Genomic DNA, 21,730 nt, shown 5'->3' on the forward strand with positions numbered 1-21,730 from the left:
TCTTCCGTCATCCAGATCGGAATCAGCGCCAGGCTGCCATCCGGTTGTCGCCCGACATAGGCCGGCTCACCGCAATAACGCTGACGGCCTGTGACGAAAATCTCCCCGCCCGAACGTGGATGAAAGGCGTAACGGACAATCTTCTTTGCCTCGCCATCCTGATAACGGGCATTATGAGCCCAGTCCGCCCGGCACAGGCAAGAGCCATCTGGCCATTGCGCTTGCCGTCGAGGCTGTGAAGGCTGGAAAGAGCGTCTATTTCTGCACGCTCGCCGAACTCATCGCCGCGCTGGCAAGGGCCGAACGCGAAGGCCGCCTGCAGGAACGCATCCGCTTCTTCTGCCGGCCTGCTCTGCTCGTTGTCGATGAGATCGGCTACTTGCCCGTCGTCCACGGTGGCGGCAATCTGTTCTTCCAACTCGTCAACGCCCGCTATGAGAAGGGCGCAATGATTCTCACCTCAAATCGCGGCTTCGCCGAATGGGGCGAGGTCTTCGGCGACCCTGTCGTCGCAACCGCACTTCTCGATCGCCTGCTTCACCATGCGGTCGTCGTCCAGATCGAAGGATCGAGTTATCGGCTCCGCCAGCACGCCGAGCTCATGCCCGAACACTTGCGACCAAAAGCCTCCATCACGCCGCCGACATTAAATCCACCATCGCGGCCGCGCGGCCGGCCACCGAAAAATGGACACCCTCCGCGACAGTCTGAGCGGCGAAACTGGGGAATTTTACTTCGGCACTTTTGGGGAAAATTCGAGCGGCATTGACAGATGGTCTTTTCCATGTCGGGGATGATACTCGCCAGCGTGTGACCGTCATAGGGATTGCCGGGCAGTGCCTTTGCATGCAGAGCGAACTGACCGCCCTTGGAGCGCTTCAGCGTGGTGGCCACCGACACCTTAACCCCGACTCATAGGGCATGTGCGCCTTGCCCTTGCCGATGCATTCCACCTCGTGCGCGTGCAGGCTGTAGATCTTGCGGCCGCGCTGGCGCTGACGTTGCTCGAGAACGGTGGCGTAAACCTTTGCATAGGCATAGCCGGCATCGGCAGCGACGGTGCTGATGGAGAGCCCCGTCGCCTTCATCGTGGCATCAATCCGCTCGACGATCATCTGCCCTTCGTTGATCTCGCCCGTGGTCACGGCGACATCCAGAACCACGCCGCGCAGATCATCAACGACGGCATGTTGCTTGTAGGCAGGCTCCAGCCGGCGATTGCGGCCATTGGTGGTCATGCTGGCATCCGGGTCGGTGAAGCAGACCTTCTTGAACTTCCCGGTCTTGCGGCTCCTTTTGAGAGCGGCCTCAGCATCCTCGTTCACCGACCTCACAGCCTCGATATGGCGCACCGCCAGGCTGTCCCAACTCACGTCAGCTCGGATCAGTGAAGCATCGACGTGAACCACCTCGCCTTCGCGATCTTTGCCTCGATGCAGGCCTGGACGGTGCGCTCGAAAATCCGGCGGAACCGATCCTCGCCCCAGCGCTGGCGGATGCGTGTCAACGAGGAATGATCCGGCAGCGCTTCATGCAGGCCATAGCCGACGAACCACCGGATGGCGACGTTGACCTGCGCCTCGCGCATCAGCCGGCGATCGTGCACAATCCCGAGCATGAAGCCGGCGAGCATCAGGCGGACTGCGATCTCGGGATCGATGCCCGGGCGACCATTGTCATGGAATAGAGATCCGCGACCTCGCCGTGCAGCCATGACAGATCAAACACACGGTCGAACCTTGGCTAGAACATGGTCATCGGGAACAAGTTGTCGTAGCGAGCGGTCATGAACAGTTCGAGCTGATCCCGCTCTTTCCGGCCGAGCATCGCGAATCGGTGCTGTGCACGATGTGATTGCCAAAGATCATTGGCGGCCCTTCTCACCACGACGAAGCCGCTGTACCCGGTCATCGTGACTCCGCCTGTAGGACCGATCGAATAGCTGTTGCGGTCGCCTCAACATCGTCATCGCTGACGAGATAATGGACCACGGCTCGAACCAGGCCTTCGCGGAGCGTGCCCATCCGCACGCCCCGCTCCGATAGCGCAGCCAGAAAGTTTGGCGTCGACAGACCTTGCTGTTCGAGCCGGAAAAATACCATGTTCGTTTCGATGACGGGAGGCTCAAGGCTTATACCGGGAATGTCGCGAATTGTCTCCGCCAGTAAGTGCGCGCGCCGATGGTCTTCGATCAGCCGCCCTACCATGGTTTGAAGTGCCACGATACCTGCACTGGCCATGAAGCCGGCTTGGCGAAGGCCGCCTCCCAGAAGCTTCCGATAACGTCTCACCCGCTCGATGAAGGGTCGTGGTCCGCACACCATCGAGCCGAATGGCGCTGCGAGTCCTTTCGAGAGACTGAACATGATGGAGTCGAAGTCCTCCGCAATTTCGGCAGCCGCCCTCTTCGAGGCGATGGCCGCGTTGAAAATACGGGCGCCATCTAGATGCAGTGGCAGGCCGTGCTCGTTGGCAAGCGCGCGCACCTCCTTGATGTAGGACGCAGGCAGGACGCGCCCGCCACGTTGACAGTGGGGATTTTCCAACACTATCACCCCGGGCGGCGCGCATTGGTAATCGCTCTTGTTGCGGATCGCCGCACGCAGGTTATCCAGCGACAACTGCCCGTCGGGTTCAGTCAGCACAGGATGCATGACCAGGCCGCCCACTGCCGAAACGCTACCGGCTTCAAAGTCGTAGAGATCCGAGCGATCGCCGACGATTACTTCATGGCCGCGGGGACAGTGCGCGAGCAACGCGGCAAGGTTGCCTTGGCATCCGCTCGTCATGAAAGCCGCGTCATCCTTGCCCAGCATCTCGGCTGCTAACGCCTCCAGCCGGCTTAATGTAGGGTCTTCGCCGTACCCGGCGTCGCCCACTTTCGCATGGGACATCGCCTGTCGCATCTCCTGAGTGGGGAGCGTGACGGTGTCACTGAGTAGATCGATCATAAATTCTCTTCCTAACGTGGCGTGTTGATCGCTGTCCTGTCGTGACGCACCCTTGGCGTCGTTCCGCGGCAACCCAGCAAACGTCCACTCCCGAGATGGCTTCTGCAATGGTTGCGGACAAGCCAAAGCGACCTCTCAAGGCGGACTTTCGAGTTTACAAAGTGGCATATCAAGGCGGAAGGCTTGCGCCAAAATGCGCCTGCGCTTGAAACGTCTACCGTGCAAATTGGCGCGGTTTGAAATAGCGTCAGTTGGATGTACCATTACACTTCGTCTCACTCTCCTGAAGCCTGGCGCATATACGCGACAGAACCAGAATTGCAATTTGCGTTCCACTTCCGGGAATGAATTGTAAAGTGCGCGTAAGATTCTGGGATTGTGAAGGTTCCCGGCCAACTGGCATCCCGCGATGGACGACCTAAATCGGTGCGCGATGGCGGTGCCGAAGCTGATCTATTGGGCAAGGGCCCGCATGTGCCTGTTCGCCAAGCGACTGAAGATGGCGAGTCCGCTGGCCGAAGGTTCAGAACGGCGTAATCCGGATAGGCTGTGGCGAAGTGACTGAGGCAGCATGAAGCGAGGCCCCAAGGCGTGGAAAATGGGCCTCTGTCGAAACCATGACGCGCAGCGCTTCTACCCTTATCGATGATGTCGACACGCTGAGAGCGATGCTTGTCTCCCTGACCTCGGAAAGGGCCGAGACGGAGGCCGAGGCTGCGGATCTCGAAGCAGAGAAGGTGATACTCAAGGCAGGTCATTCGCCTCGGGATCGTCAATGAACGCGCCGTGGCTCGGATCGCCGTCTTCACGCTATCATCAAGCAGCTGGACCGCGTCCGCTTTGGACGCAGCTCCGTGAAGTTCGATGCGGATCAGCACGCCTTTGCTTTCGACGAGGTCGAGAGCGGGCTGGGTGCGGCCGAGGCCGAGCTCGAGGCGGTCAAGCCCACAAACGAGCGGCCCCACTCATCGGGCGATGAATTTTGCTTCGCCTCGTTTGCCTACGTCCTGATCTGCGCCTTGCGCCGCCTCGGCCTCGGCCACCAGGCTCGCCAACGCCACCTGCGGCACGATCAGGCTGAAGCTGCTGAAGATCGGTGCGCAGGTCCGTGTCTCGGTGCGTCGCACCAAGGTCGCAATGGCTTCGGCCTGTCCATACGCACAGAAGTTCAGCCTCGCGCACAATATGCGCCGCGGCCCGCTGACGGGCCGGACCTGAACCCTTCCCCCAAACCACAGAGGATAAATTGCACAAGCCCAGCACCGCCGCTCTCCGTGGTGCAGGCCGCGCTCGTCCTCAAAACCAGGATGAGCAGCGCCGACCCGCACCAGTCAACATGCGGCTCGAGCCTGGGCGTGGTGAGAGAAGCGGGGTTCAGCGTCTCGACCGAGTTGACCGCCGAACAGGCCGCCCAGGCCGTGCGCGGCCACTCGAAAACGCCCTGCACTGGACCCTCGACGTCGTCTTCCAGGACGACCTCTCGCGCCTCCGAAAAGGCCACGGCGCCACAACATGGCCGTCGTCCGCCACTTCGCCCTCAACCTGGCGCGCCCTCGGCGACTAGCGATCAATCAGACTGAGGCGAAAGAGAGCCGCATGGGACACTCAATACCTTCTCAATGCTCGGGCAACTCCGCCGTTAACCCGGATTCGGAGGCCTGGTTCGACACTTCGCTCGGCGAAGAGCATTTCGGACGCGCTCGACCACGCTTCAACGGGTGCTGCTGGTGAGCGCCAGGCGGGAGAAGCTGGAAAGCGGCAGGGTCGTGTATGGACAGCACCGTCCCTCCCCTGCCGCACCCAGGGACGGTAGATTGGTCCTATTACCCAGGCGGCGGAAACGGTGTGATCGACCAATCTATTAGGCCGACGGCACGCTGAAGTATCGCCTCCGTCCGAGCAGGGCTGGGAGAAGCGGCGATGACGTGTCCGATACCATCTTGGATGTCACCTTTTCGGACGATTTGCATCGTGGGTTTTAGATAAAGTTGGACCTCTGCGACACCCGACACAGCAGCAGCCCGGCTTTCGCCGTTTACCCGATCAAGAGTACCATCGAGATCCGGTATCAGAATCCGGGCACTCGCGGTGTGCGACTTCGTTCTGCGCAAATCACATTCGTCGCCAATGGCAAGCTTTACGTGCTCAGTGATCAGATCGACACCATATGCCCGTTGGACTAGTTGAGGCGCGGGGGTGCCAGCAAGACGGGGGTTCACTTCAATGACCACTGGGCCAAGCTTCCCCCACCGGAGCTCAACATTGGTTGGCCCCCAGCCAAGCCCGAGAGCTCGCAAACAGCTCAGCGAGACATCGGCGATATGCGCTTGCTCCCTATCGCTTAGCTGGGCCGGATAGGTATACTCGCGAAAGACGAAATGCGGCGGGGAGCAGAATTTTGCGGCGGCGATCCCAATGACCTCATGTCCCATTATCTCAACGCTATAGTAGGGACCTTGTACGAATTCTTCGACCAGTATCCTAGGCGAAGACCACCATATATGCTTTCCGCCCAGTAGACACTCAGCGTGCTCGGCTAACTCATCTTCATTGCGGCACAACCGGACCCCGCGGCTGCCCATGCCTACGGCTGGCTTAAGAATTACCGGCAGGCCGATCTCCGCAGCATAGCTTTCTACGTCGGTCAAATCTGCTGCCAAGCGATAAGCAGGTATCGGAACGCCCGCATCCGCGAGGAGCTGCCGTTGAGTGAATTTGTCGTTGCATCGCTCAATCAATTCGGGGGGCGGTCCTGGTAGATCGAAATACCGGCAGAGCTTGCCAACTGTCGCGCAGCAAGACTGCGCAGCGGATGTAATGCCAGCAATGTCGTAGTCCTTTCCTAGCTGGGAACATTCGCGGATCAGCGCATCGAGGCTGTTTGTATCGACGCGTATTGTGCTTTCCGCCGCAAGATAGTCGTACCGAGCTGGATCAGTCGACAATGTAATTGGATGAAGACCAAGACGCCTGGCGGCTTCGACATATAGCAGACCAGGACCCCTCGTATGACCTTCAATCAGGATCATCGCTTTTCTTGGCATTGGCTGTTTCCTCGCCATTCTGTGCTGTGTGGTGGCAGGAGCGCAATTGGGACTCGCTTTCAGCCGTTGACCCCCAGACCTTGTGGACGACCGTACCATTATCAGCGATTTGCGGCCGTAAAGGTTTTGTAAATTTTCTCGAAGTTCTTGTTGCAGCGCTGATCTAGCACGCCCAAGATCGTTGTGGCGGCGGCGACACTGGCGAACTGCTCGGCCAGAGAGGGATTAGGAGCGACGCGGATCTCGCCTGTCGTTTCGCAACAATGGCGTGCACCAGGCGCTCGGCTTCAAATCGTCGGGAGTACCGCCGCGACATCAGGCGGTCTGAACCGTTCGCGAGGCCTGCGCTGGTCGGGCAAAGGCGTTTGAGTGTTTCCTTGCTCTCGCCAACACAGGTGTGCCTTCGACCGAGCTTCTCATCGGCGCCTGTGGTCTGCTCGATGCGACTCACGGCCTGAATTTGCTCCCTTTTTGTCGCTGGCCGCAAAGCGATTCATCCTTACCGTTAATAAGGCGCCTGTGTGGTCCTGAGACCGACAGAGCATTTGACCCAGCGTCCGTCGCGCTTCACGGGCCGATCACGCGGTGATCACCGACGCACGATCGTCGGTTCCAATAGCGCAACTGCTCGTTGCTGAGCACATATATTCGCAATTCATGACCTGCCCCCCGAATGCCCATCGGGATCCCTTATAGACTCGCCCCATGTCTTGCGCCACAGCGCTGCGATGGAGCTGCTGCAGGCGGGCGTCGATTGTTCGGTCATCGCCCTGTGGCTGGGCCATGAAACGATGGAAACGACGCTGACCTATACTATCTTCACGCACATCTTGAACTGAAGGAAGCCGCACTTGCCAAGCTGAAGCCAGATGAACGCGCAAAGGCCGAACGATTCGACCAAACGACCGGCTTCTGGGATTCCTGAACGCCCTTTGAGCATGAGAAATATGCCGAGTGACAACGGCTGGTCTCCGGCCAAAACGGCAGGAGAAGCGCACTCCAACCGCCATGGCCAAAGAGGCACTCGGCATAGTTCGACGGTCGGCATAAACCTGCAAACCCAATGGCGTCGAGCCATTCGGCTATCTCGCCGACGTACTCACCTGGATCGTCAATGGCCACCCGAACAGCCCCAGATCGACAGCCTGTTGCCCTGCGCCTACAGGGGCGCCCGAGCTAAAGACCGTGGCCTGAGAACACCCGCTTACCCCGATTATGTCGTAGCGCGGCGATGAAGGTCATCGCCTTCGCCATATGGCGCGTGGGTCATCAGCCGCTTGCCGCGCACGCCCCAGCCGCGCAGCGGCGCCGAGTTGGTCTGACCCTGTCTCATCCAGGAGGACCAGCCGCGTAGGGTTCTATGCGGTTCTGGTACCGCATTCTCGGGCGGTGTGAACTCACGCCGACCTGACATGTTGCTTTCGTCCTTCATACATCGATCTCGAGATGGCTCCCAATCTGAATCTTGGCCGGAAGGTCCGGGCGCAGGCAACAAGGGCATCAAAAGTCGTGCCAACTGTGCAGACGGAGGCCAGTCAGAGGTTTCTTGCGTATTATTCAATGGGCTGCATGAAATTGGGACAGAACTCCTGCCCTGTGCAATGAACGCAGCATTTTTTTGGTACGTGAACTCCACCCCGCGTCCTTCCAGCCGCAGATCGGAGATGCTCGATCCCGATCAGCTGGCGCTCGCTTCGAGCAGCCTTGAGATCAACGTGGTTCCCACCGGACCGCACCGTAGCCAATCTCACGGCTGCCGGACAGATTCGTCACCTTCAGGGAAAAGTCGCTCTAGATGTAAATATCTTGTTAAAGTATTATGGAAAAAACCCGACAGAAAGATTAATTGCCTATAAAATTGCTTAACATCAATAATTGCATTCTTAATACAAGCTGGCTTGATAGTAATACGAGCCGGATGATATTCGTTTGAAGCGATGGAATTTGGCCCATTTGGCCCATAGGTGCCACCGAATGACTTGTGAAAGGGAGTCCCCATGTGTGCGGTAGAGGGTGGAGAAAGCGCCATGCGCGCCACTCGTTTCCAGAATGAATCGGATTCATTGCGACCGACAGCGTTGGGCCGACCGATCGCCAAGCTCCTGGGAGCCGGCCATCAGATAAAGAAGACATTAATCCGGCGGCCGCGAACTTGCTCGAAAAGGACACCCGGTGACAAGACGCATCGCGATGCGACCCGCGATTATGGCATTTGTCGTCACCTACCAGCCGCCGCCCTGCAACCTTTTCGACAAGTTGATAGGCGCGCGGGGCGCCTTAGTCGGAATGCGCCGGACAGCGCTCCAGTCGATACATCCGGACTAAAGATGCTTGAGATCGCCTTTCCGGCGGCAGCAGTTGGCGTGCATTTCGCCGGGAGCGCCCGCGACGGCCGGCTCAGCGTACGGAACGAACAGCTCTTGGGTTGAGCCGGCCATTGCGCCTCCAATGCCAAGTTTACCGCATTCGGGTCACTCACATACGGAGGAACTATCATGAACACCCTCGATCGGCAGACGGCACTGGAGCAAGCCGCACGAAAGCGCATAAAGGATTCCCACGCTCTCGACGGCGACCCCGGTCGCTTGGTTCACTTCTATCGCGGGTGGGCCAGTTCCTACGATTTGGATGTGGGCCGCGATGGATACTGCGGGCCGATGATCGTGGCGGAATTGACGGGCGCCGTGCAGACGGCCTACTTGGCCGGCCAGCGAGCAGCCATCGCAATCCTGGACGCTGGCTGCGGAACGGGCCTCGTCGGCGTGGAACTGGAACGCCTCGGATTCCGGTTGATCGACGGGTTCGATCTCTCGGAGGAGATGGCCGACAAGGCCCGGAAAACCCGCGTCTACCGCGATGTCCGAGGCGATGTCGACCTTAATGGGCCGCTCTCCGACCACACCAGCGCAAGCTATGACATCACGGTCTGCTGCGGCGTCTTCACGCTCGGGCATGTCCGACCGGATGCACTGCGCGAACTGGCTCGCGTCACGCGCCCGAACGGATTCGTCATCGTAAGCACCCGCAAAAGCTACGCGGAGACCGCATCCTTTGAAGACGAGGTGCGGCGCCTGGAGGATGCGGGCACCCTTATGCCGGCACAGCGTCTAAACGACGGCAGATACGTCGCCGAGGAGGACGCACACTACTGGGTTTTCCAGGTGCCCAAGAAGGCCAGCGCACGAACGGAGGAGCAGCCAGGATGACGCTACCGAAACACTCGCGGCGCCAATTTGCAGCCTATGCCAGGCGACACGAAGGAGCGCAAGCGCCTGCGCATGCCCTGCCAGAAGTTCGGGTTCTTCTCCATTGTTGAGCATGGGACCACGGAAAGAACCGCATCGTGCTAGCAATCCAGGTTTCCCGACAATTCTTCGTGCTGCCAGCCAAATAAAAATGCACAAATCGTTGTGCCGGCTCTATCGTCAAACAAAGGTGTAATCATGCGGAAGGATCTCGTAGCCAAACTGGACGACAACCTGCGCGCGAAACGCGAAAGCTTTGAAAAAATCCCGGTGGTTGACATCGCGCCGCTTCTCGACGGCAGCAATAAGCATGGGGTGGCGAAGGAGATACGTTGGGCGTTGTCGAACACTGGGTTCATGTATGTGAAGAACCACGGCATTCCGCAGGACTTTGTAGATTCGGTATTTGATGTAAGCCGTCGTTTCTTTGATCTGCCCATGTCGCAGAAGATGTCATTGCATATTAGCAACTCCGAGGTCGCCCTTCGCGGATACATTGAGCCGTTCGGGGAGAACACCGATCCGGGCAAGACCAAGGACCTGAAGGAGTGCTTTGACATTGGACCTGAACGTTCGACGCTGGAAGGTCCGTTTTTTGGCGCCAACCAGTGGCCCTCAAGTCTGCCCGAGTTTCGGGAACTGACATACGGATACCATCAAAAGATGGTTGGCCTCGCGAAAACACTTTTGAAAGGCATCGCGCTCAGTCTGGACCTGCCGGAGAGCTACTTCGAGAACCTCATGCGGGACCCGATCAGCATTCAGCGTCTGCTTCACTACCCGCCGCAGAGTGGTTATGTCAGCGAAGACATCATCGGGATTGGCGCCCACACGGATTACGGAAATCTGACCATCCTGGCGCAGGACGACGTGGGTGGTCTTCAGGTCATGAACCGAGATGGCGATTGGGTCGAGGGCATTCCGATCCACGGAACATTCGTAATTAACATTGGCGATCTGATTCAGCGGCTCACGAACGATCTCTATCTGGCGAACATGCACCGCGTGGTGAATATCTCGGGCCGCGAGCGATACTCAATCCCCTTCTTTATCGACGCTGATTTCAACGCGATCATCGAACCATTGGCCTCATCTGTCACAGACAGCAACCCGATTCACTACAGGCCGGTGACTTGCGGCGAGCACAAATTCGGGCGTTTCGCAGCAAGTTACGCTCACTTGGCCAAAGCGTGATCAGAGCGGACAGGCAATTAGTCACGTGACAGTGTCTGCCGCACGTTAAGGCCAGACTGGCGGAGCTTGGCGAGGATGTCACAGAGAATTGAATATCCTCCCACACCAGTGCAAAGTGATCCAGACCGAGCGCGAGAAGTTCCCCTGTCAAGAATGCGAGGCACGCAGCCGCCTGCACCCTTCCGTGTGGCGTAGAGCGGCTTTGCCGGGCCGAACCTGTTGGCAACGATCCTGTTCGAGAGGTTCCCCAGCATTAACTTAACCGTTGAACCGGCATGCCGCGGTGCTGAAGCCGGTGCACGCGCTGATCGAGGCGCATGTGCTTGCTGCCAAGCGTCTGCATGATGACGGCACCACCGTGCCGATCTTGGCGAGCGGCAAGGCCGATACCCCGGCTAGGCCTATACCCGAACTTCTCGCAACGGGGATCATATGGGCTACTTGGTCCCCCACGCTGACCATCTCGGCGGGGAAGCGATGGCGGATAAACCCCGAGTGACGGGGCTTATTCATACTCCCCACACCGTGGCCACATTCCACATCGTCAATGTGACGGTCCCGCGCATGTCTATCCACAAACCTTGTGTCTGGAGCTGGACAAGAATGTCGGAAACCCGCCGAAAAGGCCGCCAGGGCGCCCCGTCGGTATGGGGAAGTTGTGCAACTAAAACGGTGCGCCATTCGGCACGCAACTTGCCTTGGTCGCGCCGGATGGCCGCAATCCGTTAAGGAGGTTAGTGTGATTGATCAAAATGGCGGCGGTCCTTTATGGGGCAGAGGGCGAGCAGATACCCTGTTGTTTGGTTCGCGACTCCCGATCTGATTGGATTCTCAATGGTTTCTCAGTATTATGACCTCCCGTCGCTGACTGCCCTCACGGCATTCGAGGCCGCGGCACGCCATCTCTCATTGGAGCTTGCGGCCTCCGAGCTGGGCATAACATCGGGAGAAGTCCGTCGGCAGATCAAAGCCATTGAGGATGACCTTGGTGTTCCGCTGTTTGTGAGGCGAGGAACCGGCGTGATGCTTACCAGCGCTGGCAAAGACATCTACGGCGTGCTGGCAAGCAGCCTTTCCAAGGCCTCCGACGTCGTCAGGACCATCAAACGCGATCGTTCCCGGAACCTCACGATGCCTCTAGCGATGCTTTCGAGTCGATGTGATTGATGCCGCGTATACCGCGCTATAGGTTCCCTAAACACGAAGCCAATACGAGCATCGTCGTTACACGAGACGACGCCGCTCCGCCGGATTGATCGCCGGATCGCGCATGGAAGCGATCATGGGAGCATGAGAGGCGCGACTGGGTCAGCTGGGTTGGTCCCGGAGGATAGCGGCAAGGCACTGGGAGAGGTCGGGAGTCGGACTGGTTCATAGTGTGCGCTGGGCAGCGCATGAATCAGGAGGGTTAAAGTCCCTCCGGTGCCCGGATGAGGGGTGCTGTATCCAAAGGCGGGGGTAATGCCTCGTCGGCCAGCGGGTTTACTCGCTGGAGGATAGGGTGTCCGGAGTGATCCGGAATCCGAAGGGTTTGAGGAGAAGTATCGGGCTGTAATCGGACCCCTGATGAACAGGTCGGCCAAAGATGGGATTAGGTCGAGCCCGCACTATGGGGGCGAAGGCGTCACTCATTCACCCATCGTACCAAGGTGTTTGCTGGCGGCACGATACGGAAGATTCATGCGTGACCCCAGGAGACCTGCCGGTGGCCTGGTTTTAAGCCAGGTAAGCGACCCTATAAGCGAAAGCGAAATGGGAAGCGATGCACCGACAGGAGTCGGAGAACGTAATAGTACCTGAAGCGCGAGACGAATAACTCGCGTGACCGGCGACGGCGGATCGAGAGTGGTCCGGGGAAGGACGTTCATGAATGGATCGAACTAGAGCGGTCGAGCTAGATGAGAAAAGAGCGTGAAGATGGAAAATTCCCTTTGTGAAAAACCCGAACGTCACGCTTCGAGGAGACTATCCGATCATTTGACGTTCGAACGTCAGACGAAGAAGGTTCACTCTCTGGTGGACAAAGTATACTCACGCGAGAACTTAAAGCTTGCGTGGGAGCGCGTTCGCGCCAATCGAGGAGCGAGCGGAGCCGATAGGGTGACGATCGGGGACTTTGAGACGAATCTGAATGAAAATCTGGACCGGCTTCACCGAGAACTCCGGGAACAAACCTATCAGCCGCAAGCGGTGCGAAGATTGGAGATCCCTAAGAGGGGAGCTCCGGGCAAGACCAGACCTTTAGGCATACCTTCGGTATATGACCGGGTATGTCAGCAGGCACTGGCCAACCGCCTAGGCTAGCAGGCTGTTGAAGAAGTCTGACGTATTGCCTTGAGGATGGCCTCGTCGCCGTTGTGGTAGGCGAATGTGATCTCGATCGAGCCGTCGTCGAGCAATTCGGCATAGCCATCGCCGGTGACTTCATCCATCTCGTCACACCCGGCCCATGTGAAGTGAAGTATCGAGGGGCTGTAGCTCAGATCGAGACCGGCTTGCAGGGCGCCAAAGGCGATCTCGCCGTTGTTGTCGGGTCCGATGGCGATGGTTGCGGGTCCACCGAGGTTCAGGTAACCGCGATCCCACAGATCGGCTTCGATGATCCGCCAGCGGCCGATCAGTTGGCAGCCTGCGGGCACGGTCATTTCGAGGCCGCCAAGAGCTTGGGCAGCCGCACCAGATTGTAGGCGGCGGCCGCGAAGGTGAAGGCCCACCCAACGCGGTCGCGGCCGCGCAATTTGGTCTTCTCCTGCCCAGCGACGGTTTTGATCCAGCCGAACGCCTCTTCGATGCGCTTTCTGATGCGCTGGCTGACCGCATAGCCACCGTGGCGCGTGGTGCGGCGATCGATCGCCGAACGACGGCCGTTCGTGTTCTGCGCTACGTGTGGTGTCACCTTCATCGAGCGCAACTCGTTGACGAAGTCCTCTGCGGGGATCAAGACGGCTCCGAGATTGTTCAGCCTCATGCTTCCGATCCCATCAAGCGACAGACCGAGCGCCACCCCCTAGACAAGTATGACCGAGACGTCACGCGCTAGCGAAGCGGAAAGCTCGACAAGCGCTCGACCACAACCTGTCGAATAGAGGCGCTCATCGCACGCCGTGGCGATTTTCCTCTGGAATATGAGGTCAGCTTCCTCTCTTGCATTCTCTGGAGGAATGCAAGAGGGGGTTAGATTTCATTTGATCCTAGTGAGCCATGGCGACATCGTTAAACCAATGTGAAAACCACGACACGGCCGCTTCAAGAAAGTATTACAATGCGCAACATTTTCACGTTCGGTCACCGACCCGCCCAACGAAATTGGACCGTCGCAGATTTGCGCGCCAACAAAGGAAAGCTGCAGCTAACCGAAGTGACTGCATTGAATGGCGAACAGGCAGCGCGGGCTGCCGCCGCCGGGATAGATACGATCATCACCCGCAGCCAAATGTTGAAGGAAGTACGTGAGGCGGCTCCAAACACATTCATCACCGCCGCTCTCATGCTCGTCGATCATCCGACCGAGAACGACGTTCTTGAAGGCGCAATGCGGGCGATGGATCAGGGTGCAGATGCGTTATATACGACCCGCAGCCTCGCCACCGTCAGGATGTTAGCCGACCTCAATTTTCCAGTCATGGGCCATCTCGGGTTAGTCCCGCCTTACAGCACCTGGATTGGAGGTTTGCGGGCCTACGGCACAACTGCGGATGAGGCGCTCAAATTAGCCGAAGAGTTTCGCGCTATGGAAGAAGCCGGAGCATTCGCCGTCGAGGTCGAGTTGGTCCCTCAACAGGTGCTAGAAGAGATCAACAAGCGAACTAGCTTGATTACCTTCTCAATCGGCTCTGGTTCCGGGGGGGACGTGACGTTCCTCTTTTCCGAGGACATTTGTGGCGAAACAGCAAACCCGCCACGGCATGCCCACGCGTACGGCAATGTACTTCGCCTACAGCAGCAGATCGAGCTGGATCGCTCAAAGGCCCTGAGCGCGTTTCAGTCGGCAGTACGCGACGGCTCCTTCCCTTACAAGGACGTCTCCATCTCATTGAAAGCTAATGAGCTTGAAGTCTTCCGAGCTCGGCTGGACGAGACGTACTCGTTCGGCTCGCAAAGCAAAGGGAACGGGAAATGACACTAGAGAGCACAAAGCCAGAAGTGACCCTTCCGGGAAAATCGACCTGGAACTATCACCCTGATCTCCCGCTGCAGGACCGTTCACTGTTTAACTTTAAGGGCGGTCCGATCGCTGGGCTCACGTTATTGTGGAATTCCTGGCTTCCAATATCGGATCGGCTGCTTGTTCTCGGCGTGTCGTTTTTGACATGGTTCTACCTGTCACCTTCATTGGAAACAGCGCAAACCTTCGCCTTTAATTGGATCGCGGCCGTTTATCTGCGCAACCTTGCGCTGATGGCCCTGGTGGCAGGGGGGATGCATCTTTATCTTTACACATTCAAAAAGCAAGGCAATCATTTTCGTTATGATGCCCGTCCGTTCCAGAAGAAAAACTCCCTTTATACATTCAATAGTCAATTCCTAGACAACGTTTTTTGGTCGATTGTCAGCGGGGTGACGATTTGGACAGCGTATGAAGTTGTTGGCGTGTGGGCATACGCTAACGGATACGTACCAATCTTGAATTTTTCTGACCACCCTGGCTGGTTTGTCCTTTGGTTTGGCTTTCTACCAATTTACGGCGTGTTCCATTTTTACTGGATACATCGCCTGCTGCATTGGGGGCCCCTATATAATCGCGTCCATTCTCTACATCATCGAAACGTAAATGTCGGCCCTTGGTCGGGCATGTCGATGCACCCAGTCGAGCATATCGGCTATCTGAGTTCCGTTCTGATCCATGTGGTGATCCCATCCCATCCCATACACTTCATCTTCCAGCTGCAGCAGAAGGTACTTCTCGCCATCACTTCGCACGCTGGCTACGAGACCGTGACCGCTGGAGAAGACAGCGACGCTGGACTGAAGGTAGGTGACTTTTTCCATCAACTGCACCACCGTTATTTTGAGTGCAACTACGGGGAGCCCGAGGTACCCTGCGATAAATGGTTCGGTACTTTTCATGATGGCACGGAAGAGGCTACGGCCCGCACGCGGGCCCGCTTGAAAGAAATGCGGAAGAAGTAATATGCCGGGCATGCGCTTCTGGTCGCCATAATGTCTGATAACTGTCAGGGAAGTCGCCATGATCAAGATCACTTACGTTGAACATAACGGCCGGGAGCATGTCGTGGATGTTCCTCGCGGCGCCACGGTCATGGAAGGGGCCCGAGACAATGGCATTCCAGGTATCGAGGCAGATTGTGGCGGAGCGTGTGCTTGCGCAACCTGTCACGTCTATGTCGATCCAAACTGGGTGGGAAAGCTTCCCCCGAAGAAGGCGATGGAACAGGACATGCTCGACTTCGCCTACGAGCCAGATCCGGACCGTTCGCGGCTGACCTGTCAGATTAGGGTCAACGATGCATTGGAAGGACTAATTCTTCACATGCCCGAAAAGCAGACCTGAGTTCTCAGACGATCGTCGAAGCACGGGAAAAGTTGGTCCGATTTGCGGAGGGAATTGTGATGACCGGCTTTGTAATTGTCGGCGCCGGGCAAGCTGGAGCATCGCTTGCAGCGAAGATGCGGGCCTTGGGTTACGGTGGGCCGGTAACGCTTATTGGCGAGGAGCCCACGCCGCCCTATCAACGGCCTCCACTGTCCAAGGGCTATCTTCTTCGAGAAATGGACCTAGGGCGCCTCTACCTTCGCGCGGCCTCGTTCTGGAAAGAAAATGAAATTAATCTCAAACTGGCCGCACCTGTCACGTCGATCGATCGCTCGACCAAGACTGTGCGCGTGGGCGATGAGTCAATCCCTTATGACAAACTGGCGCTGACAACAGGCTCGCGCCCCAGGCAGATCCCGTCAACCGCGGGCGGCAGCTTGAAAGGCGTGTATACGATCCGCACGCTTGCCGATGCCGATGCGATGGCCACGGAATTCCAGTTCGGGCGGAAGCTCCTCATTGTCGGGGGCGGGTATCTCGGGCTCGAGGCCGCCGCCGTGGGGGTGAAACTTGGGCTCGAGCTTACCCTTATTGAAATGGCCCCTCGGATTCTCCAGCGCGTCGCGGCGCCGCCAACGTCAGACTATTTCCGTAAGCTGCACTCCAACCACGGCGTTAAGATCCTTGAGAATATGGCACTCAACCGTCTGACAGGCCGAGGCCAAGTGTCTGGCGCAGTGCTCTCCAATGGCATGAACCTCCCGGTTGACTTCGTCATTGTTGCCATTGGGGTCACCCCCCAAGCTGGCCTCGCTGAGGAAGCAGGCCTTGAGATCGAAAATGGCATCCGAACCGACGGCCAGGGGCGCACTTCGGACCCCAGCATTTGGTCAGCCGGCGAATGTGCCTCCTTCCCCTATGACGGCAGGCGCATCCGACTTGAAAGCGTCGGCAATGCGATCGACCATGCCGAGCTGGTAGCCGGAAACATGCTCGGTGCCTCGGAGAGCTATAAGGCGAAGCCTTGGTTCTGGTCGGATCAGTATGACACCAAACTGCAGATAGCAGGATTGAACACTGGCTACGACCACATCGTCGAACGGAGGGTCGATGATGAACGGTCACGGTCGATCTGGTACTATAAGGCCGGTCAGCTCTTAGCTCTCGATGCAATAAATGACCCACGCGCTTATATGGTCGGCAAGCGGATCATAGAAGCCGGGGAGACCATCGCACCTGAGCACGTGTTGGATTCGTCAAAGGATATCAAAGCGCTTTTCTCAGAGGCAACCAAGATTTTGCAACCATCCGCGGTCTGAAGCCGCGAAGCCGCTTACAGCGGATATGTCTGGCGTGTCGCTTCAAGGGATGGCGCGCCCCGGTCAAATCAAGTTGCGGCATTGATCTGACTGCGAAAACCGAACTGGTGTTCGAACGAAGAAACGAAGACGAATTGGCTGTTTTGATAGGCCGGCGATGGTAGTCGTCTGCGCCCGTCGAATCTTGGGGAGCGCCGCTGATCGCGGTCTGGAGGCTTGGCTGCGCGAATGCAGGCTTCGATAAATCTCCGTCGGAGCGCTTGGCTTCGGAGTCTATCCGTTGGCTAGCCTAAGCCTAGAGCAGGATTGCTCGATCGACGGAAATACGCATTCATTGGGAAAGGCTTCCCCACTTCAGCGAGCAATTCACGAAAGCAGTCCCAAGCCGCGCCATCTTTCAAGAAGACGGCGAGATCTGGACCTCTCCCGGCGGTATGGCAACCCTTCACATGAAGTTGCAAGATCGTCGGAGCTGACTTTGGCGAGCAGATCGCGGCGCGCGTTTGCGACCAAGTTTGGCTAGACCGGGTGAGAGCCCAGCGACCAGAAGGTTCCTCTTGCCAAGAGGTTGGGCATAGCCGACGGCGAGGTCGTGACTCTTTTGGAGCAAATGGAATTGAATGTGGCTGAACCGCTGCACATGGATGCGCCTCGCAAGAAAGAAAAAGGCGAGAATCTTACGGGACAGCTTCCGACGCAAGAGGAACGGGCAATCGCTCCCCGGCGTGTACCCGTAGCCCTCGCTTTGCCCCCGCGGAAGTCAACACTTTTGGTACTACGGAGACTGCGGGGCGCCATTAACAGCGCCCCGCCTGTTGTGCTTTACTTGGATGCCCCACGAGCCGCTTTGAGCCATGCGTCGTAGTCGGCTTGGTGAGCCTTGATCCAAGTATCAACGTGCTTATCGATGTCGGCCGAGCTCTTCTCGCCGTCAGCTATCAACTTGTTCTCGGCCGAAATGTCATTGATGTATACCTTGGCGACCTCAAAAAGCTTCCGTGCTGCGGGATTAGAATCGAGGAAATCGTTGCGCGCAACGATGCGCTGGCTATCAACCGCGAAGCCCAAGTTCTTGCCGTTAAACACAGTGTTGGCTTCGGCGCCGTCCGGCAACGAAGTGTAGGGAACACTCAGCCATTCGACGTCCTTCCCGGGAATCAGAGCACCAGAAACCCAATAGGGTGTCCAGGTGTAGTAGAGTACGGGTTTGCCATTTTTGGCCCGCGCGATTGTGTCGGCGATGATTGCGTTGTATTCACCCTGATTGTGGGTAACGGTGTTGCGAAGCCCGTACTCGGTCAAATGATGCTCGATCACGCGTTCGCATCCCCAACCAGGAACACAGCCCGCAAGGTCGGCCTTTCCGGATCCATCCGCAGAGAATCTGGCGGCAATCTTTGGGTCCTTAAGGTCGCCCAAATTCTCGACGCCAGCATCGTAGCTAGCCTTGTCGACCAAGTATCCTTGCAGGCACCCTTCGACCAAGGTACCGACTTTGGTCATCACCTTAGCGCCACCCGCCTCTTGAAAGAACTTGTCATGTAGAGAGTCCCAACTGGCGGTGTAAAGGTCGGCGTCGCCGGTGGCTACAGCGAGATGGGCTGTCTGGGCTAACACTTCCTGAGGTTCAGCCACAGTGTAGCCCAGGTCCTTCAGAGCGTGAAAAACAATCCGCGCCTGAAACATTTCCTCCATAGTTGGTTGTATAACCGGTCGCACTGTCACGCCTTCGCCAGGTTTATCATTAGCAAGGCTGGACGTGGCAACAAGCGACAACACGATCGCTGCAGTAAGAGAAACGAATTTCATATAATTCCTCCATTGTTGTAGGCAGTTGAACGTGCATCAAGTCCTATTGCGAAACAGATTTGAGATGAGGCCAATAGGCCCGATCTGCCACCAGCGACGATGCCCCAACGCGCGTCCGGAGCGGCTAAGACCTTGAGTTATTCGGTCTAGGATGATTGCAAGCATCACTATGCCAAGGCCGCCGACGATGGCCTTTCCGGCATCCAGGCGCCCCATGGCGCGGAGCACCTCGTTACCTAGCCCTTTGACCGAAATCATTGACGCGATGACTACCATCGACAGCGACAGCATGATGGTTTGATTGAGGCCGGCAAAGATGGTCGGAGTGGCCATTGGCAACTCAACCTTGAACATGATCTGTGAGGGAGTTGCCCCAAAGGCCCTTGCCGCTTCCACAACGCTTGGATTGACGGTCCTAATTCCCAGCGACGTGAGTCTTATTAGGGGGGCGAGAGCGAATATGACCGTTACTAGCACGCCGGAGACATTGCCAATTCCGATAAGCATAACGACCGGAACCAGATAGACGAATGCAGGAATGGTCTGCATCGTGTCGAGTATTGGCCGAAGGACGGTCTCGAAGCGATCGCTCTTCCCCGCCAATATTCCGAGCGGAAGCCCAATGATAACGGAGATTATCACGGCGGAAACCACAATGGCTAGGGTGGTCATAGCCAGAGCCCAGGCCTCCGGGGAGAGGAACCCAAGAACGAGCAACGCGAAGGCTACGTAGACGGCAGTTCGGCGGCCGGCCGCCTGCCAGGCAATCAGCACAATGATGGCAAACATCACTAATGGGGGAACAGTCTGAAAGGTACGTTCAATTCCTCGAATCAAACCGTCTAGGAACATTTTTAGAGGCTGGATCGCTTCACGATGCTCGATGGCCCATTCTTTGATACCATCTGAATGGCCTGCGATGTCAAGGTCGATAGTTGAGAACGGATCTAGCCAGTTGAAGCTTTTTTCGTCGGACATCAGTTGGCCCTCCGGTTAGATCCAAAACCGTCGTCGCGCCCTTGAATCCCGCGGAGAAGGGCATCTTTTGTTATGACGCCGACGATCGCGTCCCCTTGTTTCACAACAATTGGATGGTCGGTTCCGACAGAGAGGTCGACGAGCGCGTTAAGCTTGTCAGCAGGGTTGGCAACGGGCGAGTTCGCCAGGTCGTTCGCATTGAACTGCTGCCGATACTCTTCGAACGGCTGCATAATCTTGGCCGCGGTCACCAAATCTAGTTTGGAAATGCCGCTGACGAACTGCGCCACATAGCCATCCGCCGGGTTCGTTACGATTTCTTCCGCGGTGCCAACCTGCACCAGGACGCCATCCTTCATGATCGCGATACGGTCACCGATGCGGATGGCTTCGTCGAGATCGTGGGTGATGAAGACTGTGGTCTTGTGAAGGTCAGCTGACAGTTCCATGAACATTCCCTGTAGCTGACGCCTTATGAGTGGATCGAGCGCCGAAAACGGTTCATCCATCAATAGTATGGTCGGGTTGGCAGCTATCGCGCGGGCGAGACCTACGCGCTGCTGCATTCCGCCGGACAGTTCGTCGGGGTACTTGAGATCCCAGCCGGTCAGTTCAACCGCCTCGATTGCCTCGCGCGCGACATCGCGACGCTTGGCCTCCGGAACCCCTCTAACCTCGAGCGCGAATGCTACATTGTCCCGGACATTGCGATGGGGCATCAACGCCATGTTCTGGAACACCATGCCGATCTTTTCCGCGCGGAGCTGCCTTAACTCCTTTGCGCCCATGGCGTTGACGTTGCGGTCTTCAATGTAGACAGCCCCATCGGTGGGCTCGATGAGCCGATTGATATGGCGGATGAGGGTCGACTTCCCGGAGCCGGACAGCCCCATGATGCAGAAGATCTCACCGCGGCCAACGCTGAAGCTTGCGTCGCGCACACCAACTGTGCAGTCGAGTTCGTCACGGATTTGGGTCTTGCTCAGCTGTCCAGCCTTCACAGCACGGATCGCGTCTTTCGCTCTCGCTCCGAAAACCTTCCAGACTCCCTCGCATCGAATGACGGCCTCTTGAGGCGCTTTGCTCATTCCCTGTTCCCATTGTTATCGTCGTTTCTAGATCACTGCCGAACGACTGGAAAACCACGCTATCGAAATTCGGCGCCGGCGGAGTCGAAATAAAATCAAGCGCCAAGCTACTTTTTCGCCGCGTGGCCGCACACGCATGCGCTCCTCGTGCACCTCGGAAAAATTGTGGCGGGGGATGGCTGGGGTCCCGTTCCTCATGTACCGTCTCGCTGACCCGGCTGCCGAGATATCATCCGCCGGCGAGCCGAGATCTATCCTGGGGCCAACCTGGAAGCACAATCCTTGCTCCATGAACTCGATTACCTGCCATTCAGCACATCAGGCGGGCCGTTGCTGTACCATCTGCTGAGCACCTCTACGAGCGCACCAGTGTGGTCATCACCACCAATGTCAGCTTCAGCGAATGGGCTACCGTCTTCGGGCGAACCAAACATCAGATGCTGCCGCCATTCTCGAGGGGGTGGTGTCTCATTTGACGGTAATCGACCTGCGTCACGGCGCTTGCGGCCAGCGTCTGGAGCTCGTGTCGTCCCGCGGACCGGCTTTCGTCGTTTTTCGATTATCTGACGGGCGCCGCCGTTCAATTCGGCGCTCGGTGACCGACCTTC

General features: G+C 57.6%; 14 protein-coding genes and 10 pseudogenes. 14 read left to right on the plus strand and 10 right to left on the minus strand.

Features of this window, described 5'->3' with window-relative positions:
• Positions 1-184: 184 nt before the first annotated feature.
• Positions 185-769: pseudogene (locus NKI25_RS22600) on the plus strand (ATP-binding protein); the annotation flags it as partial.
• Positions 770-771: 2 nt separating this feature from the next.
• Here the strand turns inward: NKI25_RS22600 and NKI25_RS22605 are convergent.
• Positions 772-1,827, minus strand: a pseudogene (locus tag NKI25_RS22605) (transposase); the annotation flags it as partial.
• Between the two features lie 80 nt (positions 1,828-1,907).
• On the minus strand, positions 1,908-2,951 hold the full coding sequence (locus NKI25_RS22610; protein WP_352999427.1) for a GntG family PLP-dependent aldolase: 1,044 nt from the start codon (positions 2,949-2,951) through the stop codon (positions 1,908-1,910).
• A 983-nt stretch (positions 2,952-3,934) separates the two neighbouring features.
• Between NKI25_RS22610 and NKI25_RS22620 the strand changes: the two are divergent.
• A pseudogene (locus NKI25_RS22620) lies at positions 3,935-4,169 on the plus strand (transposase); the annotation flags it as partial.
• 155 nt (positions 4,170-4,324) lie between these two features.
• A pseudogene (locus NKI25_RS22625) lies at positions 4,325-4,566 on the plus strand (ISAs1 family transposase); the annotation flags it as partial.
• Positions 4,567-4,774: 208 nt separating this feature from the next.
• On the opposite strand, the gene NKI25_RS22630 reads toward NKI25_RS22625, so the two are convergent.
• On the minus strand, positions 4,775-5,995 hold the full coding sequence (locus tag NKI25_RS22630) for an ATP-grasp domain-containing protein (protein WP_352999429.1): 1,221 nt from the start codon (positions 5,993-5,995) through the stop codon (positions 4,775-4,777).
• A gap of 698 nt (positions 5,996-6,693) precedes the next feature.
• Between NKI25_RS22630 and NKI25_RS22635 the strand changes: the two are divergent.
• Both NKI25_RS22635 and NKI25_RS36495 read left to right on the plus strand, forming a co-directional pair.
• Positions 6,694-6,931 (plus strand): annotated as a pseudogene (locus NKI25_RS22635) (tyrosine-type recombinase/integrase); the annotation flags it as partial.
• 150 nt (positions 6,932-7,081) lie between these two features.
• A pseudogene (locus NKI25_RS36495) lies at positions 7,082-7,189 on the plus strand (hypothetical protein); the annotation flags it as partial.
• Between the two features lie 55 nt (positions 7,190-7,244).
• Here the strand turns inward: NKI25_RS36495 and NKI25_RS36500 are convergent.
• A pseudogene (locus NKI25_RS36500) lies at positions 7,245-7,353 on the minus strand (IS630 family transposase); the annotation flags it as partial.
• Between the two features lie 389 nt (positions 7,354-7,742).
• Positions 7,743-8,024 (minus strand): hypothetical protein, encoded by a 282-nt coding sequence (locus NKI25_RS22645; RefSeq protein WP_352999431.1) that lies wholly within the window; start codon positions 8,022-8,024, stop codon positions 7,743-7,745.
• 466 nt (positions 8,025-8,490) lie between these two features.
• Between NKI25_RS22645 and NKI25_RS22650 the strand changes: the two genes are divergently transcribed.
• The 4 genes and pseudogenes from NKI25_RS22650 (at position 8,491) to NKI25_RS22665 (ending at position 11,601) form a co-directional block, all read left to right on the plus strand.
• A complete protein-coding gene (locus NKI25_RS22650; RefSeq protein WP_352999433.1) occupies positions 8,491-9,201 on the plus strand; it encodes a class I SAM-dependent DNA methyltransferase in 711 nt (236 codons plus the stop codon).
• Between the two features lie 237 nt (positions 9,202-9,438).
• A complete protein-coding gene (locus NKI25_RS22655; protein WP_352999435.1) occupies positions 9,439-10,434 on the plus strand; it encodes an isopenicillin N synthase family dioxygenase in 996 nt (331 codons plus the stop codon).
• A gap of 53 nt (positions 10,435-10,487) precedes the next feature.
• Positions 10,488-10,825: pseudogene (locus NKI25_RS22660) on the plus strand (IS66 family transposase zinc-finger binding domain-containing protein); the annotation flags it as partial.
• A gap of 443 nt (positions 10,826-11,268) precedes the next feature.
• Positions 11,269-11,601: a LysR family transcriptional regulator gene (locus NKI25_RS22665; protein WP_352999437.1), complete on the plus strand. Its 333-nt coding sequence runs from the start codon at positions 11,269-11,271 to the stop codon at positions 11,599-11,601.
• Between the two features lie 1,133 nt (positions 11,602-12,734).
• Here the strand turns inward: NKI25_RS22665 and NKI25_RS22670 are convergent.
• Together NKI25_RS22670 and NKI25_RS22675 are read right to left on the minus strand one after the other, a co-directional pair.
• Positions 12,735-13,079: a hypothetical protein gene (locus tag NKI25_RS22670; protein WP_352999439.1), complete on the minus strand. Its 345-nt coding sequence runs from the start codon at positions 13,077-13,079 to the stop codon at positions 12,735-12,737.
• Positions 13,076-13,363: pseudogene (locus NKI25_RS22675) on the minus strand (transposase); the annotation flags it as partial. The gene NKI25_RS22670 and the pseudogene NKI25_RS22675, both read right to left, overlap by 4 nt.
• Before the next feature lie 333 nt (positions 13,364-13,696).
• On the opposite strand from NKI25_RS22675, the gene NKI25_RS22680 reads away from it, so the two are divergent.
• From NKI25_RS22680 to NKI25_RS22695, 4 genes are read left to right on the plus strand one after another with little or no spacing between them, the layout of a single operon-like run.
• Positions 13,697-14,554 carry a 3-methyl-2-oxobutanoate hydroxymethyltransferase gene (locus NKI25_RS22680; protein ID WP_352999441.1) on the plus strand — a complete coding sequence of 286 codons (858 nt, stop codon included), beginning with the start codon at positions 13,697-13,699 and terminating at the stop codon, positions 14,552-14,554.
• Positions 14,551-15,564: a sterol desaturase family protein gene (locus NKI25_RS22685; protein WP_352999443.1), complete on the plus strand. Its 1,014-nt coding sequence runs from the start codon at positions 14,551-14,553 to the stop codon at positions 15,562-15,564. The genes NKI25_RS22680 and NKI25_RS22685 overlap by 4 nt, the downstream gene beginning before the upstream one ends.
• Positions 15,565-15,622: 58 nt before the next feature.
• Entirely contained in the window at positions 15,623-15,946 is a 324-nt protein-coding gene (locus NKI25_RS22690; RefSeq protein ID WP_352999444.1) for a 2Fe-2S iron-sulfur cluster-binding protein, read from the plus strand.
• Positions 15,947-16,005: 59 nt separating this feature from the next.
• Positions 16,006-17,247 carry an NAD(P)/FAD-dependent oxidoreductase gene (locus tag NKI25_RS22695; protein WP_352999445.1) on the plus strand — a complete coding sequence of 414 codons (1,242 nt, stop codon included), beginning with the start codon at positions 16,006-16,008 and terminating at the stop codon, positions 17,245-17,247.
• Between the two features lie 822 nt (positions 17,248-18,069).
• Here the strand turns inward: NKI25_RS22695 and proX are convergent.
• The 3 genes from proX to NKI25_RS22710 are packed head-to-tail and all read right to left on the minus strand — an operon-like array spanning position 18,070 to position 21,122.
• Complete coding sequence (proX, locus tag NKI25_RS22700; protein ID WP_352999446.1) at positions 18,070-19,056, minus strand: glycine betaine/L-proline ABC transporter substrate-binding protein ProX; 987 nt, start codon at positions 19,054-19,056, stop codon at positions 18,070-18,072.
• A 36-nt stretch (positions 19,057-19,092) separates the two neighbouring features.
• A complete protein-coding gene (locus tag NKI25_RS22705) occupies positions 19,093-20,034 on the minus strand; it encodes an ABC transporter permease (protein WP_352999448.1) in 942 nt (313 codons plus the stop codon).
• Positions 20,034-21,122 carry a quaternary amine ABC transporter ATP-binding protein gene (locus NKI25_RS22710; protein WP_352999449.1) on the minus strand — a complete coding sequence of 363 codons (1,089 nt, stop codon included), beginning with the start codon at positions 21,120-21,122 and terminating at the stop codon, positions 20,034-20,036. The genes NKI25_RS22705 and NKI25_RS22710 overlap by 1 nt, the downstream gene beginning before the upstream one ends.
• 282 nt (positions 21,123-21,404) lie before the next feature.
• Between NKI25_RS22710 and NKI25_RS22715 the strand changes: the two are divergent.
• Positions 21,405-21,553: pseudogene (locus tag NKI25_RS22715) on the plus strand (ATP-binding protein); the annotation flags it as partial.
• Positions 21,554-21,730: the final 177 nt, after the last annotated feature.

This window comes from Mesorhizobium sp. M0808 (assembly GCF_040320025.1).
GTDB lineage: Bacteria > Pseudomonadota > Alphaproteobacteria > Rhizobiales > Rhizobiaceae > Mesorhizobium.

Bases quoted from the DNA above. Each gene is read 5' to 3' on its own strand.
- NKI25_RS22695 (WP_352999445.1), top strand. From the start codon at position 16,006: ATGACCGGCTTTGTAATTGTCGGCGCCGGGCAAGCTGGAGCATCGCTT.
- NKI25_RS22655 (WP_352999435.1), top strand. From the start codon at position 9,439: ATGCGGAAGGATCTCGTAGCCAAACTGGACGACAACCTGCGCGCGAAA.
- NKI25_RS22685 (WP_352999443.1), top strand. From the start codon at position 14,551: ATGACACTAGAGAGCACAAAGCCAGAAGTGACCCTTCCGGGAAAATCG.
- NKI25_RS22610 (WP_352999427.1), bottom strand. From the start codon at position 2,951: ATGATCGATCTACTCAGTGACACCGTCACGCTCCCCACTCAGGAGATG.
- NKI25_RS22670 (WP_352999439.1), bottom strand. From the start codon at position 13,079: ATGACCGTGCCCGCAGGCTGCCAACTGATCGGCCGCTGGCGGATCATC.
- NKI25_RS22690 (WP_352999444.1), top strand. From the start codon at position 15,623: ATGATCAAGATCACTTACGTTGAACATAACGGCCGGGAGCATGTCGTG.
- NKI25_RS22645 (WP_352999431.1), bottom strand. From the start codon at position 8,024: ATGGCGCTTTCTCCACCCTCTACCGCACACATGGGGACTCCCTTTCAC.
- NKI25_RS22650 (WP_352999433.1), top strand. From the start codon at position 8,491: ATGAACACCCTCGATCGGCAGACGGCACTGGAGCAAGCCGCACGAAAG.
- NKI25_RS22705 (WP_352999448.1), bottom strand. From the start codon at position 20,034: ATGTCCGACGAAAAAAGCTTCAACTGGCTAGATCCGTTCTCAACTATC.
- NKI25_RS22680 (WP_352999441.1), top strand. From the start codon at position 13,697: ATGCGCAACATTTTCACGTTCGGTCACCGACCCGCCCAACGAAATTGG.
- NKI25_RS22710 (WP_352999449.1), bottom strand. From the start codon at position 21,122: ATGAGCAAAGCGCCTCAAGAGGCCGTCATTCGATGCGAGGGAGTCTGG.
- proX (WP_352999446.1), bottom strand. From the start codon at position 19,056: ATGAAATTCGTTTCTCTTACTGCAGCGATCGTGTTGTCGCTTGTTGCC.
- NKI25_RS22665 (WP_352999437.1), top strand. From the start codon at position 11,269: ATGGTTTCTCAGTATTATGACCTCCCGTCGCTGACTGCCCTCACGGCA.
- NKI25_RS22630 (WP_352999429.1), bottom strand. From the start codon at position 5,995: ATGCCAAGAAAAGCGATGATCCTGATTGAAGGTCATACGAGGGGTCCT.